Source organism: Pseudomonadales bacterium, assembly GCA_024234615.1.
In the GTDB taxonomy this organism is placed as follows: domain Bacteria; phylum Pseudomonadota; class Gammaproteobacteria; order Pseudomonadales; family IMCC2047; genus JAJFKB01.
Map to the genome: position 1 here is coordinate 338,882 of JACKNY010000003.1, position 21,373 is coordinate 360,254.

Consider the following 21,373-nt stretch of genomic DNA (forward strand, 5'->3'; position numbering starts at 1 on the left):
GGCCACTTCAGGGAGTGGATATAATGGTAAATGGTGTGAAGCTATTTTTTGCAATTAGTAAGTTTGGCGCCCCCGGAGAGATTCGAACTCCCGACCAACCGGTTCGAAGCCGGTTACTCTATCCAACTGAGCTACGGAGGCGCATAAGAGAGCGGCTATTCTACCAGCGTATTACCAACAGCTCTATAGGCTGGTAATATCATTTTTATGCTTATTTCTGTCAACGAATTATTTACCTTCCTGTTCGCCCGAGCATTACCTTTTTGAGAATTACAGCACATTTTCCTCGTGCGGTACTCATGCCAGTACGCACTGATACAACCTCTTAATAAGAATTTGGCCTTTCTGTTTTGCCTTGAGCGTAAACCGCAAAGCATGGGTTGGGCTTGATCTCCCTCAATCCCCGAAGCCCTTATCAAGCCTTTCTCGATTATCTGTTTTCCCGCCTGCAATTAATCGTTATAATTGCCCGCTAAAAACATAGTCAGTTTTGATTAACATTAATTGCGCGTTAAAGGGGTAGTTGTAGTGATTGGCCATAACAACAAAATGAAGCACAGAGGTTTATTTCTTTTTCTTTCATTCACCACAGCATTTTTTGCAACTACTTCTGTGCGCGCTGACAGCGACTCAGAAGCCGATATCATCGCACGCATCAAACCTGCTGGTGTCGTCTGTGTCGCCGGTGAACCGTGCGAACAAGATGCACCTGCCGTTGCTGCTGCAGCTCCTGCAAACGCTGCGTCAAGCGCCGCACCAGCAGCAGCCGGACGTTCTGGCGAAGAGGTTTATAATAGTTCCTGCGCATTATGTCACGGAGCGGGCGTCGCTGGGGCACCAATAGTCGGCGACAAAGCCGCTTGGGCGGGACGTATCGCTAAAGGTGTGGATGCTTTGGTGAATAGCGCTATTAATGGTATCAACGCAATGCCTCCCCGCGGCACTTGTATGAGTTGCTCAGATCAGGAATTGCAAGCAAGCGTCCAATACATGGTTGATAGCAGCAAATAATTAGAACTCTAGGCTGACGTTAACTGAGTTTATAAAGAGGTGTGTACAAAAATATATGAGTTGGCATAGTCTGCCAGCGCGTACTTTATTTCGATTAATTCGATCCATAATGCTGATCTAAATGGGCTATGAATATATTAGAACAAAGCATACGGAGTGAGCTGGTACGCATTCTGCTGGTCAATGATCAGCACACAGAGCGTTTATTTTTAGACTATGTGTTGCAGCAAATCGAAGGCTTAAATTACGAATTAACCTGGTGCTGTACGGTAGGAAAAGCACTACGAGTGCTTGCTAACGAAAGCTTCGATATTATTTTTACCGAATACCTCTTCAGTAGCGAAACCGGCAACGAGTTTCTCGGCGAAGCCAAATCCCTTAATCCATCCGCGCAAATAATTGTTGTTAGCGCAGAGATGGACAGCACTCTGGGCACCTCGCTAATCAAAGCGGGCGCAACGGATTATTTGGCAAAGGGAGAAACCAATGTCTTTTCCTTGGAACGCTCATTGCGCTACGTGTTGCAACTAAGAAAAGCGCACCAACAACTATCCTATCACGACCATTACGATGGCCTGACCGGCCTAGTCAATCGTACGCTTTTTAATGACCGCCTAAGCCATGCTATTCAGCGCGCCGAAAGGTCACGGCAGAAAGTGGTATTGCTGGTGATTAATCTGGATAATTTTAAAAACATCAACGTCTCCTATAGCCGTGAAGCAGGCGACATGGTGATCCAGGCCGTGGCGAACCGGTTACAATCCTGTGTTCGCAAAAGCGATAGCTTAGCACGCAGTAGCGGTGATGAATTTGCGGTAATCCTCGAGGGTGTGACTGCGGATTCGGACGTTTTGCGCATGGTCCACCAAATCATTGATGAACTGAGTAAGCCATACAGCGTTCCCGGCGATCAAACACACATGGGTTGTAGTGTAGGTATTTCCTTCTACCCTGCGGCGGGTGTTAATGCTGAATCTCTGCTCCGCGCTGCCAATCTAGCCATGAGCCAAGCAAAAACAGAACGCGGCTGTAGCTATTGTTTCTACACCAGGGAGTTAAGCACCAAAGCTTCCAATCAGCTAGTGATGGAAGCCGAATTCAGGCGCGCGCTGCGACGTAATGAATTTCGTTTGCTGTTTCAACCTCGCATCGATATCGCTACCGGAGAAATCGTTGGCATGGAAGGTCTCATCCGCTGGCAACATCCGACGCGCGGCTTGTTGTCCCCCGATGAATTTATCCCGCTTGCCGAGGAAACCGGGTTGATCGTCACCATGGGTTATTGGGTGATCCATCAGGCTTGTCTTTCGCTAAAATTGTTACAGGAGCAAGGCTCCAAAGTTAACATTGCGGTGAACCTTTCTTTCCGCCAGTTTCAGGATAAGAACCTGAAAGAAACTGTTGCCAAGATTATTCGTAAAACCCAGGTCGATGCACGGTACCTTGAGTTTGAACTCACCGAAACAGCAGTCATGGCCAACGAAGATGAAACCCGCCGCTGCATGGATGGCCTCAGTAAATTAGGCGTACACTTTTCGCTGGATGATTTCGGCACTGGCTACTCCTCTTTCGCCCATATTCAAGGCCTGCCAATCACCTCGCTAAAAGTTGATAAGAGCTTTGTCCAAAATGCCGTCAACAAAAAAGGGGATGCCGTGATTGTGAAGGCCATTATTAATTTAGCGCACAATCTCGGTATGGAAGTTATTGCCGAAGGCGTTGAAAGTTTTGATCAGCTCGCCTTATTACGTGATTTCAAATGTGATCAAGTACAGGGTTATTTTTATAACAAGGCAATATCATTTGATAATATCTGCAACAGCCTCCTACAACAGGGTGACAAGCTTGGCGAGGAGGTCGTTGCGTCAATCGTCGTTTGAAGCGCTTGAAGCTAGTGATTTAGGGATTAGCTCAAAAATCAATTTCTGGAAAGCTATCCCAAAAAATATGGTTGCACAATCAATCATGTCTAAACCTTATCATTCTATTGATGCTTTTCCTTAATAACCAATCAAGCCATCCAAGACCGCATAAATCCCATTAATAAAAAATATAATTTATATGGTTATCTGTAATATAACCATATTTAGGGTTTTTTTAGACAATATCAGCTGATAAAACCCTTTTTAACCCCATTAATAATTGATTTATTCGATATTGATTGATAAGGTTTAACGCCGTCTTCTTATAGAAACTGCTCATGTATCAAGACCGTAACAACCGCATCGACCGCGATGATTGGCGCACGATTATTGCCAGCATCCTATTTTCTAAGACGGCCGTTGCCCCCTTTGCGATAGCACCTTTTCTGATCGGTGGCTATATAGACCACCTTGGCCTTAGCACTGCACAGGCGAGCCAGACCTTATCGGTGGAGATTTTCGCACTTGCCATATCAAATGCGCTGGCCTTTTTCTGGATCAGCCGTGCCGCTTGCCGGGTCTGGGCTCAACGGCTGTTATTTACACTGATTGCACTTAATATTTCCTGTATCTACACCCCGGGGTTTGAGGTGCTTCTGGTGCAGCGGGCTTTAGTTGGGGCAGCCGAGGGTTCGTTATTAGCGTTAGGGTTTGGTCTATTGGGAAATACTCGGCGGCCTAACCGTAATTTCGGCTTATACTTTGCCGTCTCGCTATCGGTCGGTGCTATTAATATTCAAATCCTTCCGTTGTTTCTGGATACAGCCGGAGTGACCGGGCTGTTTATCAACCTTTCCCTCTACGCGGTAATTAGTCTGGCAGGGTCAGTTTGGGCACAGAAAGTCAGTATCAGCGAAGTGAATCTTACCGAAGAGGACGCTAAGCGAGCTACCACTACGTCTGCAGGGATAAACTTTCCGTTGCTGCCATTAGGATTTTTATTGCTGGCAAACTATGTTTACTTTATCGGCCAGGGAGGTGTCTGGTCTTTTCTCGAACGGCTGGGACTACAGCAACAACTCGAGTTAACGGGGATTGCTAATGCGCTGGCTATATCGCTATTTGCAGGAGTTGCTGGCGGCTTCACCGCCAGTTGGCTGGATTTAAAGCTAGGCCGTATCATTCCGTTATTGCTGGCAATCGCTTTTGCGGTCGCCTCTATATTCATACTTTGGTGGACACAGGGAGTCGTTGCTTTTACCCTTGCCGCTTGTCTGTTCAATTACGGCAACAATTTAGGACACCCCTATGTCTTAGGTTTCGCTGCTAAGATTGACAAGAGCGCCCGTTTAACGGTGTTGAGTGGCGCCCTGCATACCGGCGGGCAAGCAACCGGTCCATTGGTTGCAGGAATGTTAGTGGTTAGCCCAGACTTTACTAATGTCCTCTGGCTGGGGTTGGGAGCATTCCTGATGACAGTGGTTCTGTTTGTGCCTGTGGCGGTGCTTGCGCGCAAGTAACCATATGGATGAGCGGCTAAAGATACTTGTCATCGGCGCCGGCATTATCGGTACTCATTGCGCCCTGCAACTGCATAAACGTAAGCCTGATGCGGCTATTTTAGTGATTGATCGCAGCCCTTTCTCCTACGATGGAGCCTCATCCGGCAACATGGCCGGCTTTGCCACCTGCGAAGTACAACCGTTGGCAACCTTGACCAATGTGGTACGTGGTGTCAGCTGGATGATGAACCCGTTGGCTCCCTTCACCTTGCGGCCATCCTCGCTACCGACACTAATGCTCTGGCTCAGAGGATTCGTGAAAGCGGCTATGACACCGGGCCACTTTGCCCATGTAGTTGCTGCACAGGAATCTCTGATGTCACGAGCCTATGATGCGCATATTGATGTCATAGGAGATACACCGCTACGCTCATTAATTAGCACAAAAGGAGCGCTGGCTCTGTATAAAAGCCCGCAGCGATTACAGCGGGATTGGAATAACCGCTGGCGACTATTTCGTGCTCGTGGCGAGGCTTGCCATAGGCTAGGGGGCGCGGAATTAAAGCAGAACCTCCCGGGTCTAGATTCACGCATTCAGCATGCCATCCACATTCCGTCCATCCGTTATTGGGCCGACCCGGCAACATTGTTAGCGGGTCTGCATGATCTTGCACGTCAGCGTGGCATCGATATTCATATCGGTGATGTGTCAACAATTGAATTACGGGAAGGCAATAGTTCCAGTGTGCGGCTCAACGAAGGGGAGTCAATCGGATTCGATAGGCTTGTCATTGCTGCAGGTGCCTGGTCTAAATCACTTTGTCAATTTGTCGGTGACAACGTGCCACTAGACACAGAAAGGGGTTATGCAACAACACTTTCTGCGGCGGGGGCTTCAATTCAACATCTACTGCTATTCCCGGATGACGAGTTTGTTGCAACTCCGCTAACAGCGGGTCTGCGTTTGGGTGGCACCGTAGAGCTGGCGGGACTGGAAGCACCACCTAATTATCAGAGAACAGACCTGCTGGCCCGTAAGATTAAGGACTATTTCCCCCTCATCAACACCTCGGTACGCAAATCCTGGATGGGCCATCGACCTTCAACACCAGATGGTCTGCCAGTCATTGGGGTAAGCCCCCGTGCGTCAAATGTATTTTACGCTTTCGGGCATGGACATGTCGGCATGACGCAATCGGCAATTACCGGCAAATTAATCGCCCAGGTGCTGTGCAAAGAGCCTCCAGAGGTAGATATTACCCCTTTTAATATTGGGCGCTTCGATTAATTCACCGCAAAAAGGTGCCAAAAAGTAGTGCATTTTACGGTATCCTTATTTTGGCTAAACACGACCGAGGTAATATAAAGAAGGGGAATCTGCTATCCAGCATTTCTCCCCATCACCTGATCAAACTTACGATACCCTAAAGCTTCCATCAAATGAGCTGACCGAATCCCTTCGCTTTTATCCATATCAGCAATAGTCCGCGCCACTTTTAGAATACGGTGGTAGGCACGCGCAGAAAGATTGAGCCGTTCAATGGCGTGCGAAATGAGTTCTTTATCCTCTTTTCTCAGGGCGCAATAATTTTCTACTTCCGAGGCAGCTAATTCCGTATTCAATTTATGCTGCCGTTGTTGCTGAATATTCCTGGCAGCAATAACGCGTTTTTTAACGATGACACTGCTTTCCCCCGCTACTGAAGACTGGTTTAGTAGTTCCTGCGTATTAGTAGCCACTTCTATCTGCATATCAATGCGATCCAGTAAAGGGCCTGAAATTCTGCGGCTGTAACGACTGAGTTGATCTGGCGTACAGCGACAATTGCCTGTTGGTGACCCTTTGTAACCACAGTGACAGGGGTTCATCGCCGCAACAAGCTGAAACTTTGCCGGAAAACAAACCTGTTGACTGGCTCTGGAGATGACGATTTCACCAGACTCTAAAGGCTCTCGTAAAACCTCCAATACGCGTCGATCAAATTCTGGCAGTTCATCCATAAAGAGAACACCTCGGTGCGCCAGAGAAATCTCCCCGGGCTTTGGATTGCTACCACCTCCCACAAGCGCCACAGCAGATGCGGTATGGTGGGGCGCTCGAAAGGGTGGTAGCCGCCAGCTCAGCGGGTCAAAGTGCTGACTGGAGATAGATTGAATGGCGGCCACTTCCATCGCCTCCTTTTCAGGCAATTCCGGCAAGAGAGTGGGCAGTCGACTGGCCAGCATACTTTTGCCCGTACCGGGAGGGCCAACAAATAATAAATTATGGCATCCAGCTGCGGCTACCTCTAACGCACGTTTGGCTTGATATTGTCCTTTAACATCTGTTAAGTCTACATTCGATGACGCTTTGCTTGTAAAGGGCTCAGTCTGGTAATAGTCGAGTGTTTGCTGGCCTCTTAGGTGAGCGCTAATTTCCAATAGATGGTTAACGGCTATAGTTCGGCATTGTTCGGGCAAGGCCGCTTCCGCCGCATTCTCAGCTGGCACAACCAATGAACGCCGCTGTTTGACGCATTGTAACGCAGCGGGAAGAGCACCATGAATTGGTCGCAGCTGACCGGTTAGCGCGAGCTCACCGAGAAATTCATATTCAGCTATTGCCTGCTTCGGGATTTGTCCCGAAGCCACAAGAATGCTCAGCGCAATGGCCAAGTCAAAGCGTCCCCCCTCTTTCGGCAAGTCAGCGGGCGCTAGGTTAATGGTAATACGACGGGTTGGAAACTCAAACTGGGAATTAATAATGGCGCTACGGACACGATCTTTACTTTCTTTAACCGCCGTTTCCGGTAAGCCGACAATCGATAGACTGGGTAGACCATTAGAAAGATGGGTTTCAACAGTAACAAGCGGTGCTTCGATGCCTAAATTGGCGCGCGAATAGGTAATCGCTAAACTCATGCTTCCTTCCTTGGATATAGTCTATTTAAAAGTTGTTTGGGAGATTTAGGACTTTGCCTCGGCTGACTTTTTGGTGCTCGATTTTTTTCGCGTTGTCTTTTTCTGAGCGATCTCTTGCTCTAATTTTGACAGAGTCAACTCCATTTGCTCGAGCTTTTCGCGTGTGCGCTTAAGCACAACCAACTGAGCGTCAAATTCATCTCGGCTCACTAGGTCAAGTTTGCTAATTGTGGCTTGCAGGATAGCACGCACATTTTTCTCTATCTCTTGCTGCGTCTCCTTTGCGGTTTGTGGCAAAGCAGCCGCTATTTGTCGGCCAATTTGGGCGATGATCTCTGGAGTAATCATTTCTCTCTTCGTTTTATCAACATGCCCATCATTTTAGCATGGATTGAAAACAATGTTCCTTCGTCCATTTTGTCTTGTTTATGGACCTATTTAAACGTCGACAAGCAAGAATTTTCGCACTAAATAAGACAAATGACCTTCTCTTTATGCACCAAACCAGGGCGTCCCAAAAAAATGGATATCCCTAACATCGACCTAACTATTTGATAAATAGACATAATATGCAGTTGGCATACTCTATGCTTTTAGTCACGTATTAAATTCTCAATACACAACTACCATTCCTTTTTAGGAGATCATGAAAATGAAACCAGCACTTCGATTATTACCTGCCACGTTACTTGTTGCTTCAGCCTTAGTGGCGGCGGAAGATAGCACTGAAGCTGAAACTGTAGCAGGCTTTTCGCTCTCTGGAAATATTGCCTTAACAACCGATTATCTCTATCGAGGACTATCCCAAACTACCGGTGATCCGGCACTCCAAGGCGGTTTCGATCTAACCCATGACAGCGGCTTTTACCTCGGAATTTGGGGCTCCAATGTTGACTTCGCTGATAGTCTCGAGCTGGATTATTACGCTGGCTATAGCGCTGAAATTAACGAGGACTTCAGCTACGATGTCGGCGTTCTTTATTACGACTACCCCTCAGACCCTGCCGATCCCAAAGGCGATTTTTTAGAGTATTACGCCAGCGCTAACTGGAAAAGCCTGACACTTGGGTTTAACTATTCCGATGACTTCTTCGCTGAGACCGGTAACGCACTGTATTACTACGGCAGCTATGATATTGATCTGCCCAAGGGGTTTGGCCTGACACTCTATTTAGCTAAGCAAGACCTTGATGAGGCAACGTTCGGTAATGATGACAGTTATACCCATTACAGCCTAAGCCTTTCAAAAGAAGTGCTGGGTATCGAGCTTGGGTTGAGCTGGAGCGATACCGATATCTCAAAGGCAGACTGTGCCGGTGCAGGTTTCTCACGTAACGACTGCGCTCCTACTGTCGTTTTTTCAATTGCAAAATCAATGTAGATTTTCATCACACTAAATCTATCAAATATTTTCAGGAGGCCAAGTGGAAAACCAAATTTTTGAACTCCAATACGCGTTGGATACCTTCTATTTTCTGGTATGTGGCGCATTGGTAATGTGGATGGCAGCGGGATTCTCGATGCTAGAAGCGGGGCTTGTTCGCTCTAAGAATACGACAGAAATACTGACTAAAAACGTCGCCCTCTACGCAGTTTCCTGCATCATGTATTTGATTTGCGGGTACGCTATCATGTACGACGGCAGCATTTTCCTGAAAGGAATTAATGGCGGCACAACTCTGGTCGCAGATGCTTTGGTCGCCTCGGCGGAAAATGGCTTTGGGGGTGATGCGGTGTATTCAGGCGCGTCCGACTTCTTTTTCCAAGTAGTATTTGTGGCCACCGCTATGTCAATTATTTCCGGCGCTGTCGCGGAGCGCATGAAACTCTGGGCTTTTTTGATATTTGCGTTAGTGATGACCGGATTCATTTACCCCATGGAGGGTAGCTGGACCTGGGGCTCAAAACAAGTTTTCGGTCTCTTCAGTCTGGGAGACCTGGGGTTTTCAGACTTTGCGGGCTCAGGTATTGTTCATATGGCAGGAGCGGCCGCGGCCTTAGCGGGAGTGCTGTTATTGGGCCCACGTAAAGGTAAGTATGGCAGTACCGGACATATCAACGCCATACCCGGTGCAAACTTACCTTTGGCGACGCTCGGAACCTTCATTCTTTGGATGGGATGGTTCGGGTTTAACGGTGGTTCAGTGTTAAAGCTCGGCGATATTTCTAACGCAAACGCCGTCGCCATGGTATTTCTTAATACTAATGCTGCGGCTGCGGGTGGTTTAGTTGCGGCCTTGGCGGTGGCAAGACTGATGTTTGGTAAGGCCGACTTAACCATGGCGCTGAATGGCGCACTGGCGGGGCTTGTCGCCATTACAGCAGAGCCATCAACACCCTCTCCCTTGGCAGCAACGTTAATTGGCTCCGCTGGCGGCATCTTAGCAGTGTTTTCAATCCTAACTCTGGATAAACTCAGAGTAGATGATCCTGTCGGGGCAATTTCGGTACATGGCACAGTCGGTATCTGGGGACTGTTAGCGGTGCCTCTTACAAATAGCGAGGCAACTTTTGGGGGACAATTAGCTGGCCTAACAACGATTTTTGTATGGGTATTTTTGACCAGCTTATTAGTCTGGTTTGTACTGAAGCTTACTCTCGGTATCCGGGTAAGCGCGGAAGAAGAGTATGAGGGTGTGGATATATCTGAGTGCGGAATGGAAGCATATCCGGAATTTACCAATAAGTGAGTCCTGTCATTACGCAGTAATTGGATCGTGTTACAATAACGACCCAATATAGGGCAGGTGGGTTAATTTTTTTGCTGGAGAATATGAATGAAACTGGTCAATGCCATCATTAAACCTTTTAAGTTAGACGACGTTCGCGAGGCATTATCGGAGATTGGCGTAACGGGGATCACTGTGACAGAGGTGAAGGGGTTTGGTCGACAAAAAGGCCACACTGAACTCTACCGTGGTGCCGAATATGTGGTTGACTTTCTTCCGAAAGTTAAATTAGAAATTGCAATTGTTGACGAGTTGGTTGACCAGGTTATCGAAGCGGTGACTAAAGCGGCCAATACCGGCAAAATTGGTGACGGGAAAATCTTTGTGTTTGATCTCGAACAAGCGATTCGAATTAGAACCGGAGAAACGGGCGCCAGCGCAATTTAGCTTGACAAACAACGTAGATAAAAAAGGGGGAAATCATCCCCTTTTTTGTTGCTCGCAGGCGGGAAAAGCATAGCCCTTGCTCTTTAACGACAGTTTTAAACATCGTCGACCTGAACTCTTTTGCGAATGCTATCCTATCGGTGTAAGCCTTTTGCGCTATTGACTTGCATTTCTGTAGCGCTAGAATGATTGATCCTCGTAACTCTTTTTTCGATCATTTAAATACTGTGGATGATTATCACCGGGGGGGGGAATGTCGAAGAACGGATTATTGATTAGGCTATTGGTTTGCACCCTAAGTATTTCTATCTTGTCCGGATTCGGGCTATTCAAAAACAAAACACAAAAAGGTGAAGGTGGGTCTGAAATTTCTGGATCCGGTGGCGCAGCAGGCACGCAGGGACAGGCAAGCGATTTAATTCGCTGCGCTAAGCCAATCGGAACCGCCGCATTACTAGAACCAGAACATTCAATGTATACCCGCTACGGACTCAGCAGCCCCGTACCCTTGGTCAAGCTACTGATGGCACAAAGTGGGTGCTTCCAGGTGGTTGATCGTGGTGCCGCCTCTGCCGCTCTTAAACAAGAACGAGCATTGGCTGGCGAAGGTGAACTACAGAAGGGTAGTAATATGGGGGGTGGCCAGATGGCGGCGGCTGATTATATTATTACCCCCGCAATAGTGCATAAAGACGCAGATGCAGGTGGTGGCGCTGGCGGATTAGGTGGCTTACTGCCAGGAAAATTAGGTGCAATTGCCGGTGGTTTAAAGATTAAAAAACTGGAATCACAGGTGATGCTTAGCGTTACCAATGTTAGAACCAGCGTCCAGGAAGCCATTGCCACCGGAAGTGCGAAGAAGTCAGACATAGGCTTTGGCGGCTTAGGTTGGATTGGTGGCGTTGCCGGCGGCGCAGGCGCCTATGAAAGCACTGACATTGGGAAAATTACTGCTGCTGCCTTCCTGGATGCGCATAATAAGCTGGTTACTCAACTCGGGGCCATTCCTGCCGGTTCAGCAAATACTGATAATGCAGGTTACGTTACTTCCACCCAAGTAAATTTTCGCTCCGGGCCTTCGCCAAAAGCCCCAGTTATTGCGCCGCTCTATGAAGGTACCAGTATTATTCCTACCGGTATAAAAAATGGGCAATGGTGGGAAGTTGAGGCGCTGGGTAAGACCGGCTGGGTACACGCCGACTTTATCACCCGGTAACTATAATTTTATCACCCAAATTAAGTAGTTGAGCGACGACGATTATTAAATGTTTTGGGTTATGCAATTAAAGCAATCCTATAGTTCTAGCAGAATAATGTACGATATATTTTCAACTACCTGGTCAGTTTTTACTTGAAACTGCGCGGAGCTAAACTGAGTGTTTTAGAATTAACGCTAAAGAGATAACTACTTGAGCAAAATTGTTGCGTTAGAAAGTGCAAGGGGCAAAGGGCGAACAGGGGATGCTTTAGCACCTCCTTATCGCACCAACCGTTTTGTCCAGGATGGTGGCTCCTGGTATTACCGAACGCGTGAAAATAAATCGGTCGGGCCTTATAACGATCGAACAAAAGCAGAGAAATCCGCCAGGGCATTTGCAGAACTTGCAAAATCATTGAATAGTAATAATTTAGATGAACTTATCAGCTCCCACCTCGACGGCTTAGTCGCTCAGCATGCGCAGCATTCAGATCAATCGTTGCGGGCTGGAGAATGGGAAGTACCGGAATATAGGTCTGCACGTTTTTATCAGAGAAACGGGCAATGGTACTTTCATACGCGAGAAGGCCAGCCCGTTGGCCCCTATAAGAATTATCAGGAGGCTGAGTCCTCCGCAAAATTATTTACAGATTTTACGCAGGCCATCAAGCCCCACTTCATTCGAGGGCTAATTTCAGCAATGAACGAAAATGAATAGTCTCAAAATATAGGATGGCAAATCTGTCCATCCGTTAAAGCGCCCAATTGTCAACTCATGCACTTTTTGTCACGCCTTCGCTAGTCCCGGCTAGTTAAACTGCTTTATTATGTATTGCTGCAAAGCAAGAAAACGCCATTCATCAGGAACATATAATGAGCGAAGCACGAAATAAACTCTATGAGATGCAGTTTCCTAGTCGTTGGGGTGACATGGATGCCCTAGGACATGTAAATAACACCATGTATTTCCGTTATTTCGAAAATATACGTACCGAATGGTTAAGGGAACAAGGCTACTCGATTACGCTCGACGGTAGCGCTGAAGGCCCGGTTATCGTCGATGCCTGTTGCCAATTCCTCATTCCTGCCGTGTATCCGGTTAAACTGCAAGCTCTTATGTTTGGCGGCGCTCCCGGACGCTCCAGCTTTAATGGCTACTACGAATTGCGTGACGCCGAGCGGCCAGATATTATTTTTTGTACAGGCAGCTCCCGCATCGTTTGGGTTGATTATGCGAAGGGGCGGTCAATCGTTCTCCCGGAACCCATCCGTTTGCTACTCCCCAGCCCCTTATAGGCAATTAAGTAGGGATTCATAAAATATATTGACCTTATAATAAGTATCACATACTATATATGCTTTTATTAAATACTCTTTTTGAATCTAGATTATTGCTTATTTGCGATACTGGAAGCTGAAGACATGCTCTTATCGAAAACGACTAAGCGGGGATGGGATAAAAACACCCCCAACAAAAGATTTTGTAGCCTAGGAGGTAAAACTCATGACAATTTGTAAGACCTATGACTTTGCAGTCGGTGATATCCTAATGTACCAAGGTGATAGCTATCAGGTACATGAAAACCTAGGAACACATGGTAAAGTATCACTTTTCCCATCAGTTGATGTTGTATTAGAGGACGCCACCTGGAACGAGGAATATCAGAAAATTGGGAAAGCGGCATTGCCAGCACCAACTCCCTGCTCAACCGGAAGTTGTTCAAAATAGTATTTACGTTGATACGAGAGCGCAGCGGACAGTCAAGTTATGGAACGACTTATCTGCAAGAACACCTACTCGTCGACTTCTCAATCAAATCACATAGGAAAAAGGATTATGACAAATATTGACCTTCGTTCCCTCCGACCAGAGGATCTCGACAAAGTTGTCACTATTGATGCTGAAAATAGCGGTCGAGTTCGCCGGAGCTTTTATGATAAGCGCTTAGAAATTGCATTGGCTGCGCCTGAATCACTGATCACCTGCGCCGCCACCGTTGAGGGAGAACTGATCGGTTTTAGTTTTGTGAGAATTGAGGATGGCGCATTTGGTATTAATGAGCGTATCGCTGTTATAGATGTCATTGGTGTCGCTAAAGCTTACCGGCAAGGTGGCGTTGCTACCCTGATGATGGAAGAACTTGAAAGGCGGATGACTAAGCAATCTATCAAAAATATTAGAACGATGATTGATTGGAGCGATACCGGCCTAACCGGCTACTTCTCAGCAGCAGGCTTCAAACTAGTACCCTCTATCGTTGTCAACCGCGAATGTGAATCACAGCCATCTTTTGACGGCGGCGACCCGGAATCTCCGAGATATCAAGATGGCGCGAACAATGATTATGTATCTTTATTTCGAGATACTATTCCTGTACGAACGATGAAAGAAAGTGATCTAGCAGGTATCGTCAAGGTAGACAAAAAACTAACAGGTAATGACCGCACCGCCTTCTACCGATCTAAAATATCAGAAGTATTAAACGAATCTGGTATACGGGTCTCCTTGGTCGTTGAGCAAGACAACACGGTTGTTGGTTTCGCCATGGTAAGATTAGATTATGGCGAATTCGGTCAAATGGAACCCTCTGCCGTACTCGATACCCTTGGCGTCAACCCTGAGTACCACCGTAGCGGCGTTGGCAAAGCTCTATTATCGCAGTTGATGGTTAACCTATCTGCACTACAAGTAAACAATATTCAAACTCAGGTACATTGGGAAAGTTTCGGTTTATTAGAGTTTTTGAGCAACTGCGGATTTAAGGCGACACAGAATTTAGTGCTTAATAAGTCGCTACCTTAAATTTTATTTTTTTATCATCCTCGGTTTAGTTTCGAGCGCACGAGACCCCAAACGCGACAAAAGTTTTTTGGCATCGAGGACTCTCGGTGCCATCAAGTTTTGGATTTTGCTGCCTCGATTTAGTATGAAATGTGTCGACATCAAAGAGCCCACAAATTCATGATTCATCTGAGAGCGTTTGATGCATCCAAGCGTGATTCTAAGCACGGTGGTCGCCTTTCTCATTACAACGTGTAGTATCCCGGTTTAAAACGTCTGTCAAAGGCGAATATTGAGTAGCAGGCTCCCCGTCTCCTAACCAATTCAGCAATCAAACTCCGTTGATTAGTCCGTTAAGAAGCCATTGAATTAAAGGCTCCCTGGCCGTTCTCTTTAAGTAAATGTTCAGCCCTATCCGCAACAGATCTATAGTTAGCCGTTGCCATCGCCTCCTGATATTCTGGAAGAAAATAATCTATCAGTTCTTCTTGTTTCTCTGCTATAAACCTGAGTACTTCTTCCGCGCATACAACCAGCTTACGGGCTTCTCTCTTAGCTCTGGCTTTATGATGGGTTGTTAGGGCGAACTTAATCTCCCGCTGATGAAATACCCTTTTAAATCTTGAGGGAATAACGTAGTGGAAATGATACCCTGAGGGTCTAAGTAAAAGATAGTCAGCCATCACTTTGTACCCACGTTTTGTGCCTTTTTTGCAAATCGTGTATTTGATAGCTGCATAAAAAAAAGCGGAAACCCTTGAATATAAAGGGCTCCCGCTGTGTGGTGGTGGAGGCGGCGGGATTTGAACCCGCGTCCGTCAGTCCGCTGCTCGAGGCTCTACATGCTTAGGTCCGCTTATTGAGTTAACCGTTATCAGCCCAGCGGGCGGGACGATAACAGCGATCCTGAAAAGTGTTTAGCAGCGCTGCTTCAGGCACGCTTTGCTGCGATCTAGTTCTCTATGACAGTTGAGTCCTGTTTACTAGCATCCAGTATCAACCGCTAACAGGGTTTAAGCTGCTAGAGCGTAGTTTTCGTCGTTTGCGACTATAACTATTACAGCTTTGGATTAACGAGATTGGCTGTCATCTCGGCATGCACCCGGAGGTTTGTAACCCACGTCGAATCCAGAATCGCCCCCTGAACTTCTCAGAGCACTTTTAAGGTCACATAAAAAGTGCTCTGAGAAGTTCAGTATCAATAGATTCTGTATTTTGATGCGTTTTTAAATTGTTAAAGAGCTGTGCCATTATAGGCTAATTCAACCAAGGGTTGGATTATATTTTGTTGCACAAGTTCAGTGCGCTGCTTTTCTTTAAATCAGTAATGGCTTTAGTGCTTGGCATCATGCCTCACAACCCTCTGTTTTTCACGGTTCCAGTCGCGCTCTTTTTCGGTGGCGCGTTTATCGTGCTTCTTTTTCCCAGTTACTAGAGCGATCTCACATTTCACTAGGTTTTTCTTCCAATACAACGCAAGAGGTACGCAGGTATGCCCCTTCTGCTCCGTTGCACTAAATAACTTACTCAGTTCTTTTTGATTAAGTAATAATTTGCGTGTACGAATCGGATCGGCAATCACATGCGTGGAGGCGGTGTTGAGGGGAGCGATATGCGCGCCGAGTAGCCAGGCTTCATGGTCTTTCAAAAGCACGTAGCTCTCTGTCAGTTGCGCTTTGCCTGCACGTAAACTTTTTACCTCCCATCCGGCCAGGACTAATCCAGCTTCGAACTTCTCTTCGATATGGTATTCGTGGCGCGCTTTTTTATTGAGCGCTATGGTTCCGGGTGAGGTTTTCTGCTTTTTAGCCATGGCGCGGCATTATATCGGCATGATGCACTCTTGAATACGGCTAGCCAATTAAACTGATACCAAAATATTTTAGCACCACGGTATTTATGAAAATCACCGCAAGAATAAAAGGTATTAAGGTGCTTAAAGAAAAAGTAACGTACCTTTCCAACAATGAGCCTTTGTAGTTAGGCGCACCAAGCTCCAGTTCCGCATCAAGATTAGCCTTTTTCCATTTGTAGGTGACAAACAAACAAATAATGAGCCCGTTTAGCGGTAATATAGTGTCGTAAAAAACATCGATGATTACGTCAAAGAAAGATTTAGTTTGTCCCGCATAATTTACGAATTCAGTCAAAAATCTCATATCCCCAAAAGACAAAATGCAACAAAGTGTCAGCACGCCGGCACCAGTGCAGAGAACGACCAAGCTTTTGCCGCGGCTATAGCCAAGCTCATCTTGCAGACTGGCAAGCGGGACTTGCATGATAGAAACCTGAGATGTGAGCGCTGCAAAAAACACTAACAAGAAAAATACCGAGGCGACAATACTGGCGCCTAAGTAACCGATCGAGCTTTGTAGCGCAAGAAATATTTTTGGTAAAAAGCTGAAAATTAAGGAAATAGAGGAGTCAGATAACTCTGCGGTATTAGTGTTAGGATTGAACGAAAAAATAGCAGGAATAATTAATAAGCCCGCCAAGAAGGCGACTCCCGTATCCGCCAGTGCTACCATTTTTCCAGAAGCGGGGATGTTATTATTCTGCTTCATGTAGGAACCATAGGTAATCAAAATCCCCATACCAAGCGACAAGGAAAAGAACGCTTGGCTAAGAGCGCCGTTAAGCACTGTCGGAGTGAGCTTCTTGATGTCAGGAATAAGATAAAATTTAACACCTGACAAAGCATTATCGAGAGTGAGCACAAAAATCACCAATCCAATCAGCATAAAAAAGAGCGTCGGCATCATCAACTTAGCGCCACGCTCAATTCCTTCGGCAACTCCCTGATAGAGGATAAAGACTATTAGACTGGTCAGTAGCACCAGCAAAAAATATACCTGCTTGCTGGTAATGAAAGCGTTAAAATAGTTCGCTTGCCCCAACAAATCCAGATTACCAAACACCGCGCCAACGAGATATCCCAATATCCAAACAGTAATAACCATATAGAAAACGGCAATCATAAAGGGCGTAATAACAGATAACCAACCACCCAATTGCCAGATCTTACTATCTGGCGCCAACCTTTTATACGCGCCGATTGGGTTGCGTTGTGAATGGCGCCCGAGCGAGAGTTCCGCCAGCATAACTGGCAAACAAATGAGAACAACGAAGACGGCATAAACAATTAAAAAAGCGGCACCACCGTTTTTTGTGGCGTTAACAGGAAATCCTACTAAATTTCCAATTCCGACGGCAGAACCGGCTGCGGCAAGGATAAAGCCTATTTTTGAGCCAAACTGTTCACGCTTGATTGACATATTTTCCTCATTGGCAGTTTTATAATTATTATCATCGGCTTATAACTATTATCCTCGACCTTGCCGTTCAGGCGGATTGATATTATCAATTTTGCACTCACCTGTCTTTTCTTAACTCGATCTTGATCACTACTGTTGGCTTGTTAAGGTCTAACCACTACAATCCACTCTTGAATAGGTAAAACAGTTTGGAGTAGATGTGGCGAAAATCCATCGCAGTGCTTTAGTCATGCATTCGGCAAAAACCATGTTTGGACTGGTTAACGATATCCGCTCCTATCCAAAGTTTTTGCCTTGGTGCGCAAATGCGAAGCTTATTAGCGACGGTCCTTCAGAAATGGTCGCAAGCCTAAAAATCGCGAAGGGTAAAATTGGGCACAAATTTACCACCAGGAACCAGTTATCAGAAAATGAGCGGATTGAGATGGAGCTTATCGACGGTCCTTTTAAATATCTTAAAGGCGTCTGGCAATTCAAGCCTTTACACGATCACGCGTGCAAAGTATCACTGGATTTGGACTTTGAGTTTTCCGGGCGTTTAACGGCGATGGCCCTCAGCACGCTATTTAACGAAGCGGCAAACACAATGGTGGATGCCTTTTGTAAACGAGCGAATGAAATTTATGGATAACGACAATCAAATCTTAGTTGAAGTGGCTTATGCGCTGCCCAATAAGCAGATCATCATCCCTGTAAAAATTGAGGGCAACGCCACTATCTATCAAGCCGCTTTAAAGTCTGGGATCACTAACCAATTTAGTCAGATTGATTTGGAAAAAGACCCTATGGGTGTTTTTGGCAAGATGGTGAAAGATCCTAAATCTGAGACTGTCAAAGCGGGCGATAGAGTGGAAATTTACCGTCCTCTTTTAATCGACCCCAAGGCATCTCGCGTCAAGCGAGCCGATAAAGCTAAGCAGCAAAAAGTTACCACTTCGGATGAAGCCAGGGATTAAGGTTGAGAACCGGGCAAATAGTCGCCTTCAAAATGACTTAGCCGATCATTTTCAAAATAAAGCGCAACACTTTCCTGCTCCCGTTTTTTTCCGCCAGGCTGCAAACTATAAACATAGTCCCAACGCTTTTGATTAAAAGTGTCCATGATCAAAGGTGTCCCCATCACAAATTGCACTTGACGCTTGGTCATACCGGGCTTGAGCTGATCGACCATTTCCTGAGTAATCACGTTACCCTGCTGAATATCTATTTTATAGACACCTGGAAAACCAGTTAATTTGGGCACTCCCAGCTTTGGCAATTTTGGAGTTGGGACCTTTGGCAGATACGAACAACCGCCCATCCCAATCAGACTGAGACAGGAAAAGAGTAGCACTATATTTACAGTTAATCTCACGATAGATGTTCCAATTAGGGTGCGAAAAATAGCATAATAGCGAAATTCTGCTGAAAAAAGCTAGAGGGGTAGTTTGCGAGCATGTCGGAAGAAAATCAAGAGTTGCGTAACGTTGGACTGAAGGTAACCGTGCCCAGGGTGAAGATATTACAACTCCTGGAAGAATCTAATGTCCACCACATGTCCGCTGAAGATGTTTATAAGGCATTGCTAGAGACAGGTGATGATGTTGGCCTGGCAACCGTCTATCGAGTATTAACGCAATTTGAAACCGCTGGCCTGGTTAAACGGCACCATTTTGAAGGTGGCCGTTCCGTATTCGAGCTGACGTCCAATAAACATCATGACCACATGGTTTGTGTGAAATGCGGCTCAGTGAAAGAATTTCTTGATGAGCTGATTGAGCAGCGGCAACAAGAAATTGCCGACAAAGCGGACTTCCAGGTCACCGACCATAGCCACTACATATACGGGCTCTGTAAAAACTGCCATTCTTAACAGGCTTCACTCAGCTCCTTGAGCAATCATTTCTTCGGCATGGGCGAGGGTTTGATCTGTTAGTTTAATACCGCCAAGCATACGTGCTACTTCCGATATTTTCTCCCGGCGGGATAAAGTCGTCACCTGCGAATCCGTACTATCCACACCGATATTTTTACTAACGTATAGATGATGGTGCGCCTTTGCCGCCACCTGTGGCTGATGGGTAACACAAATAACCTGGCCTTTGGCACCGATTGTCCTGAGCAATTGACCGACAATTTCTGCCGTAGCACCACCGATGCCAACATCCACCTCATCAAACAGCAGGGTTGGCGTGTCTGTCCTGCTCGCCAATATTACCTGTATCGCTAAACTAATGCGTGAAAGCTCCCCTCCAGAAGCCACCTTTTGCAAAGACCGCGGGAGCTGGCCAGGATTGGTGCTGACCAGAAACTCAACATCTTCACCGCCATAGGGTGACAGCGTCGATTGATGATGAGGTGTTAATTGCGTGACAAAACAACTCCCAGGCATCCCTAGGGTATGCATATGCATGGAAATTTGCTCGTTTAGCCGTTCCGCAAACTCATTTCGAGCAGCACTTAAACTCTCCGCCAAGCTGGCGTAGGCCGCTTTTGCCGCGTTACTTTGTGCCTTAAGAGACTGAATTACATCATCGATATTATCCCTCTGAAGAAACTCATCCTTGAGCGTTGCCAAGGTTTGAATAAGCTCGCCCGGCTGCACTCGGTGCTTCCGCGCAAGCTGGTGCGCCTCACCGATACGCTGTTCCACTAATTGAAGTCGCTCAGGGTTGACCTCAATGCGACCCAGGTATTGCTGGAGACTTCGGTTCGCCTCTTCAATCTGAATTTTTGCGCTCTCCAAAAGAGCAACGCAATTTTGCAGGTCTGGATTTTCATCCGCCCTAAGCTGATCGCTTAAACGAATTGCCTGTCCGATTAGTGATAAACAGTCCGCATAAGCGTCATTGCTTTCCTCAGAGCTACACAGCGCACTTATTTGTTGACCAATGGCTAATATATGTTCTGCATTGGAGAGGCGATCATGATCAAGTTCTAATTGCTCAATTTCACCCTCCTGTAAGTTTAGCGCTGTCAGCTCATCAAGCTGGTAACTGATAAGCTCCTGCTGGGCACGCTGCTGTTCAAGCTGGCCAGTAATCTCTAATAATTTTCTTTCCGCGTCGGACCAGTTTTGATAGGTCAGCGCTATTTTCTCAACAAGTGAAGTGACACCCGCATATTTATCTAACAACTGCCGGTGAACGGTTTTTTTTAATAACGATTGATGTTCGTGCTGACCGTGAATATCCAGCAAAGCTTCACCCAAGGTCCTAATCTGCTGCAGTGTTGCCGGACTGGCATTGATAAATGCTTTGGAACGGCCGTCCGTCGACAAGATACGGCGAATAATGCATTCTTCGCTCGCGAACTCATGCTCTCTAAGCCAGGCGCCAGCTTCGGTGTCCGGTGCAACGTCAAATACGGCTGTTATTTCAGCTCGATCCTCGCCATCCCGAATAACACTATTATCGGCACGATCACCCAGAACCAGCCCGAGCGCATCTATCATAATAGATTTACCCGCGCCAGTTTCTCCGGTAATCACCGTTAATCCATTGCCCAGTTCAATATCAAGCGCACGAACCACAGCAAAATTTTTGATGCTTAAATGTGTTAACACCTGAACCGTATTATTTTTTGGAAGTGTTTAATGGGTTACCGCAATATTTTGATAGCTGACTTTATAATGGAAATGACCAGGGCTTGGCAACAGCAGAAAAAATCTCGGACGCAAGTATAAGCGCCAAGCATTGGCCAAGACAGTACATCGACACAGCTCAAGCGACAATATTTATTTTTGAA

The 21,373-nt window shown here is 46.4% G+C and carries 22 protein-coding genes, 1 tRNA gene and 1 other RNA gene; 15 read left to right on the forward strand and 9 right to left on the reverse strand.

What is annotated here, in order from left to right:
* Positions 1-64 precede the first annotated feature (64 nt).
* Positions 65-141: transfer RNA gene (locus tag H6995_14295), tRNA-Arg, on the reverse strand.
* A 408-nt stretch (positions 142-549) separates the two neighbouring features.
* Here H6995_14295 and H6995_14300 point away from each other — a divergent pair.
* The 4 genes from H6995_14300 to H6995_14315 all read left to right on the forward strand — a co-directional run bounded on the left by H6995_14300 (position 550) and on the right by H6995_14315 (position 5,663).
* Entirely contained in the window at positions 550-1,011 is a 462-nt protein-coding gene (locus H6995_14300) for a cytochrome c5 family protein (GenBank protein MCP5216171.1), read from the forward strand.
* Positions 1,012-1,139: 128 nt separating this feature from the next.
* Positions 1,140-2,891 carry a GGDEF domain-containing response regulator gene (locus H6995_14305; protein MCP5216172.1) on the forward strand — a complete coding sequence of 584 codons (1,752 nt, stop codon included), beginning with the start codon at positions 1,140-1,142 and terminating at the stop codon, positions 2,889-2,891.
* Between the two features lie 320 nt (positions 2,892-3,211).
* Positions 3,212-4,393, forward strand: a complete 1,182-nt coding sequence (locus H6995_14310) for a hypothetical protein (GenBank protein MCP5216173.1) — start codon at positions 3,212-3,214, stop codon at positions 4,391-4,393.
* A gap of 4 nt (positions 4,394-4,397) precedes the next feature.
* Positions 4,398-5,663, forward strand: a complete 1,266-nt coding sequence (locus tag H6995_14315; protein MCP5216174.1) for an FAD-binding oxidoreductase — start codon at positions 4,398-4,400, stop codon at positions 5,661-5,663.
* A gap of 92 nt (positions 5,664-5,755) precedes the next feature.
* Here H6995_14315 and H6995_14320 read toward each other — a convergent pair whose 3' ends face one another.
* Together H6995_14320 and H6995_14325 are read right to left on the reverse strand one after the other, a co-directional pair.
* Positions 5,756-7,276, reverse strand: coding sequence for a YifB family Mg chelatase-like AAA ATPase (locus tag H6995_14320; GenBank protein MCP5216175.1), 1,521 nt, complete (start codon positions 7,274-7,276; stop codon positions 5,756-5,758).
* 45 nt (positions 7,277-7,321) lie between these two features.
* A complete protein-coding gene (locus H6995_14325) occupies positions 7,322-7,624 on the reverse strand; it encodes an accessory factor UbiK family protein (protein MCP5216176.1) in 303 nt (100 codons plus the stop codon).
* A 304-nt stretch (positions 7,625-7,928) separates the two neighbouring features.
* On the opposite strand from H6995_14325, the gene H6995_14330 reads away from it, so the two are divergent.
* The 8 genes from H6995_14330 to H6995_14365 all read left to right on the forward strand — a co-directional run bounded on the left by H6995_14330 (position 7,929) and on the right by H6995_14365 (position 14,393).
* Positions 7,929-8,657: a hypothetical protein gene (locus H6995_14330; GenBank protein MCP5216177.1), complete on the forward strand. Its 729-nt coding sequence runs from the start codon at positions 7,929-7,931 to the stop codon at positions 8,655-8,657.
* Positions 8,658-8,700: 43 nt separating this feature from the next.
* Positions 8,701-9,966 carry an ammonium transporter gene (locus H6995_14335; protein ID MCP5216178.1) on the forward strand — a complete coding sequence of 422 codons (1,266 nt, stop codon included), beginning with the start codon at positions 8,701-8,703 and terminating at the stop codon, positions 9,964-9,966.
* Between the two features lie 87 nt (positions 9,967-10,053).
* Positions 10,054-10,392: a P-II family nitrogen regulator gene (glnK, locus tag H6995_14340; GenBank protein MCP5216179.1), complete on the forward strand. Its 339-nt coding sequence runs from the start codon at positions 10,054-10,056 to the stop codon at positions 10,390-10,392.
* 253 nt (positions 10,393-10,645) lie between these two features.
* The gene (locus tag H6995_14345) at positions 10,646-11,608 is read left to right on the forward strand and encodes an SH3 domain-containing protein (GenBank protein ID MCP5216180.1); all 963 of its coding nucleotides are present in this window, start codon (positions 10,646-10,648) and stop codon (positions 11,606-11,608) included.
* A gap of 193 nt (positions 11,609-11,801) precedes the next feature.
* A complete protein-coding gene (locus tag H6995_14350; GenBank protein MCP5216181.1) occupies positions 11,802-12,308 on the forward strand; it encodes a hypothetical protein in 507 nt (168 codons plus the stop codon).
* Positions 12,309-12,463: 155 nt separating this feature from the next.
* A complete protein-coding gene (locus tag H6995_14355) occupies positions 12,464-12,886 on the forward strand; it encodes an acyl-CoA thioesterase (protein MCP5216182.1) in 423 nt (140 codons plus the stop codon).
* 208 nt (positions 12,887-13,094) lie between these two features.
* Positions 13,095-13,319, forward strand: coding sequence for a hypothetical protein (locus tag H6995_14360; GenBank protein ID MCP5216183.1), 225 nt, complete (start codon positions 13,095-13,097; stop codon positions 13,317-13,319).
* A 108-nt stretch (positions 13,320-13,427) separates the two neighbouring features.
* Positions 13,428-14,393 (forward strand): GNAT family N-acetyltransferase, encoded by a 966-nt coding sequence (locus H6995_14365; GenBank protein ID MCP5216184.1) that lies wholly within the window; start codon positions 13,428-13,430, stop codon positions 14,391-14,393.
* 332 nt (positions 14,394-14,725) lie between these two features.
* Here H6995_14365 and H6995_14370 read toward each other — a convergent pair whose 3' ends face one another.
* The 4 genes from H6995_14370 to H6995_14385 all read right to left on the reverse strand — a co-directional run bounded on the left by H6995_14370 (position 14,726) and on the right by H6995_14385 (position 17,647).
* Positions 14,726-15,055, reverse strand: a complete 330-nt coding sequence (locus tag H6995_14370; protein MCP5216185.1) for a hypothetical protein — start codon at positions 15,053-15,055, stop codon at positions 14,726-14,728.
* Positions 15,056-15,157: 102 nt separating this feature from the next.
* Positions 15,158-15,514, reverse strand: a transfer-messenger RNA (tmRNA) gene (gene ssrA / locus H6995_14375).
* 191 nt (positions 15,515-15,705) lie between these two features.
* Positions 15,706-16,185: an SsrA-binding protein SmpB gene (gene smpB / locus H6995_14380; GenBank protein ID MCP5216186.1), complete on the reverse strand. Its 480-nt coding sequence runs from the start codon at positions 16,183-16,185 to the stop codon at positions 15,706-15,708.
* A 40-nt stretch (positions 16,186-16,225) separates the two neighbouring features.
* Positions 16,226-17,647 carry a sodium-dependent transporter gene (locus H6995_14385; GenBank protein MCP5216187.1) on the reverse strand — a complete coding sequence of 474 codons (1,422 nt, stop codon included), beginning with the start codon at positions 17,645-17,647 and terminating at the stop codon, positions 16,226-16,228.
* Between the two features lie 199 nt (positions 17,648-17,846).
* Between H6995_14385 and H6995_14390 the strand changes: the two genes are divergently transcribed.
* Positions 17,847-18,278 (forward strand): type II toxin-antitoxin system RatA family toxin, encoded by a 432-nt coding sequence (locus H6995_14390; protein ID MCP5216188.1) that lies wholly within the window; start codon positions 17,847-17,849, stop codon positions 18,276-18,278.
* Positions 18,271-18,603, forward strand: a complete 333-nt coding sequence (locus H6995_14395) for an RnfH family protein (protein ID MCP5216189.1) — start codon at positions 18,271-18,273, stop codon at positions 18,601-18,603. The genes H6995_14390 and H6995_14395 overlap by 8 nt, the downstream gene beginning before the upstream one ends.
* Here H6995_14395 and H6995_14400 read toward each other — a convergent pair.
* Entirely contained in the window at positions 18,600-18,947 is a 348-nt protein-coding gene (locus tag H6995_14400; protein ID MCP5216190.1) for an outer membrane protein assembly factor BamE, read from the reverse strand. The genes H6995_14395 and H6995_14400 overlap by 4 nt on opposite strands.
* A gap of 135 nt (positions 18,948-19,082) precedes the next feature.
* Between H6995_14400 and fur the strand changes: the two genes are divergently transcribed.
* A complete protein-coding gene (gene fur / locus H6995_14405) occupies positions 19,083-19,499 on the forward strand; it encodes a ferric iron uptake transcriptional regulator (protein MCP5216191.1) in 417 nt (138 codons plus the stop codon).
* Positions 19,500-19,505: 6 nt separating this feature from the next.
* On the opposite strand, the gene recN is transcribed toward fur, so the two are convergent.
* Positions 19,506-21,191, reverse strand: coding sequence for a DNA repair protein RecN (recN, locus tag H6995_14410; protein MCP5216192.1), 1,686 nt, complete (start codon positions 21,189-21,191; stop codon positions 19,506-19,508).
* Positions 21,192-21,373 lie beyond the last annotated feature (182 nt).

Excerpts from the sequence above, each read along its gene's own strand:
- H6995_14400 (MCP5216190.1), bottom strand. The coding sequence starts at position 18,947 with ATGGGCGGTTGTTCGTATCTGCCAAAGGTCCCAACTCCAAAATTGCCA.
- smpB (MCP5216186.1), bottom strand. The coding sequence starts at position 16,185 with ATGGCTAAAAAGCAGAAAACCTCACCCGGAACCATAGCGCTCAATAAA.
- H6995_14315 (MCP5216174.1), top strand. The coding sequence starts at position 4,398 with ATGGATGAGCGGCTAAAGATACTTGTCATCGGCGCCGGCATTATCGGT.
- H6995_14355 (MCP5216182.1), top strand. The coding sequence starts at position 12,464 with ATGAGCGAAGCACGAAATAAACTCTATGAGATGCAGTTTCCTAGTCGT.
- H6995_14325 (MCP5216176.1), bottom strand. The coding sequence starts at position 7,624 with ATGATTACTCCAGAGATCATCGCCCAAATTGGCCGACAAATAGCGGCT.
- H6995_14370 (MCP5216185.1), bottom strand. The coding sequence starts at position 15,055 with ATGGCTGACTATCTTTTACTTAGACCCTCAGGGTATCATTTCCACTAC.
- H6995_14305 (MCP5216172.1), top strand. The coding sequence starts at position 1,140 with ATGAATATATTAGAACAAAGCATACGGAGTGAGCTGGTACGCATTCTG.
- H6995_14320 (MCP5216175.1), bottom strand. The coding sequence starts at position 7,276 with ATGAGTTTAGCGATTACCTATTCGCGCGCCAATTTAGGCATCGAAGCA.
- H6995_14385 (MCP5216187.1), bottom strand. The coding sequence starts at position 17,647 with ATGTCAATCAAGCGTGAACAGTTTGGCTCAAAAATAGGCTTTATCCTT.
- H6995_14330 (MCP5216177.1), top strand. The coding sequence starts at position 7,929 with ATGAAACCAGCACTTCGATTATTACCTGCCACGTTACTTGTTGCTTCA.
- H6995_14360 (MCP5216183.1), top strand. The coding sequence starts at position 13,095 with ATGACAATTTGTAAGACCTATGACTTTGCAGTCGGTGATATCCTAATG.
- H6995_14395 (MCP5216189.1), top strand. The coding sequence starts at position 18,271 with ATGGATAACGACAATCAAATCTTAGTTGAAGTGGCTTATGCGCTGCCC.
- H6995_14300 (MCP5216171.1), top strand. The coding sequence starts at position 550 with ATGAAGCACAGAGGTTTATTTCTTTTTCTTTCATTCACCACAGCATTT.
- glnK (MCP5216179.1), top strand. The coding sequence starts at position 10,054 with ATGAAACTGGTCAATGCCATCATTAAACCTTTTAAGTTAGACGACGTT.
- H6995_14310 (MCP5216173.1), top strand. The coding sequence starts at position 3,212 with ATGTATCAAGACCGTAACAACCGCATCGACCGCGATGATTGGCGCACG.
- H6995_14345 (MCP5216180.1), top strand. The coding sequence starts at position 10,646 with ATGTCGAAGAACGGATTATTGATTAGGCTATTGGTTTGCACCCTAAGT.
- H6995_14365 (MCP5216184.1), top strand. The coding sequence starts at position 13,428 with ATGACAAATATTGACCTTCGTTCCCTCCGACCAGAGGATCTCGACAAA.
- fur (MCP5216191.1), top strand. The coding sequence starts at position 19,083 with ATGTCGGAAGAAAATCAAGAGTTGCGTAACGTTGGACTGAAGGTAACC.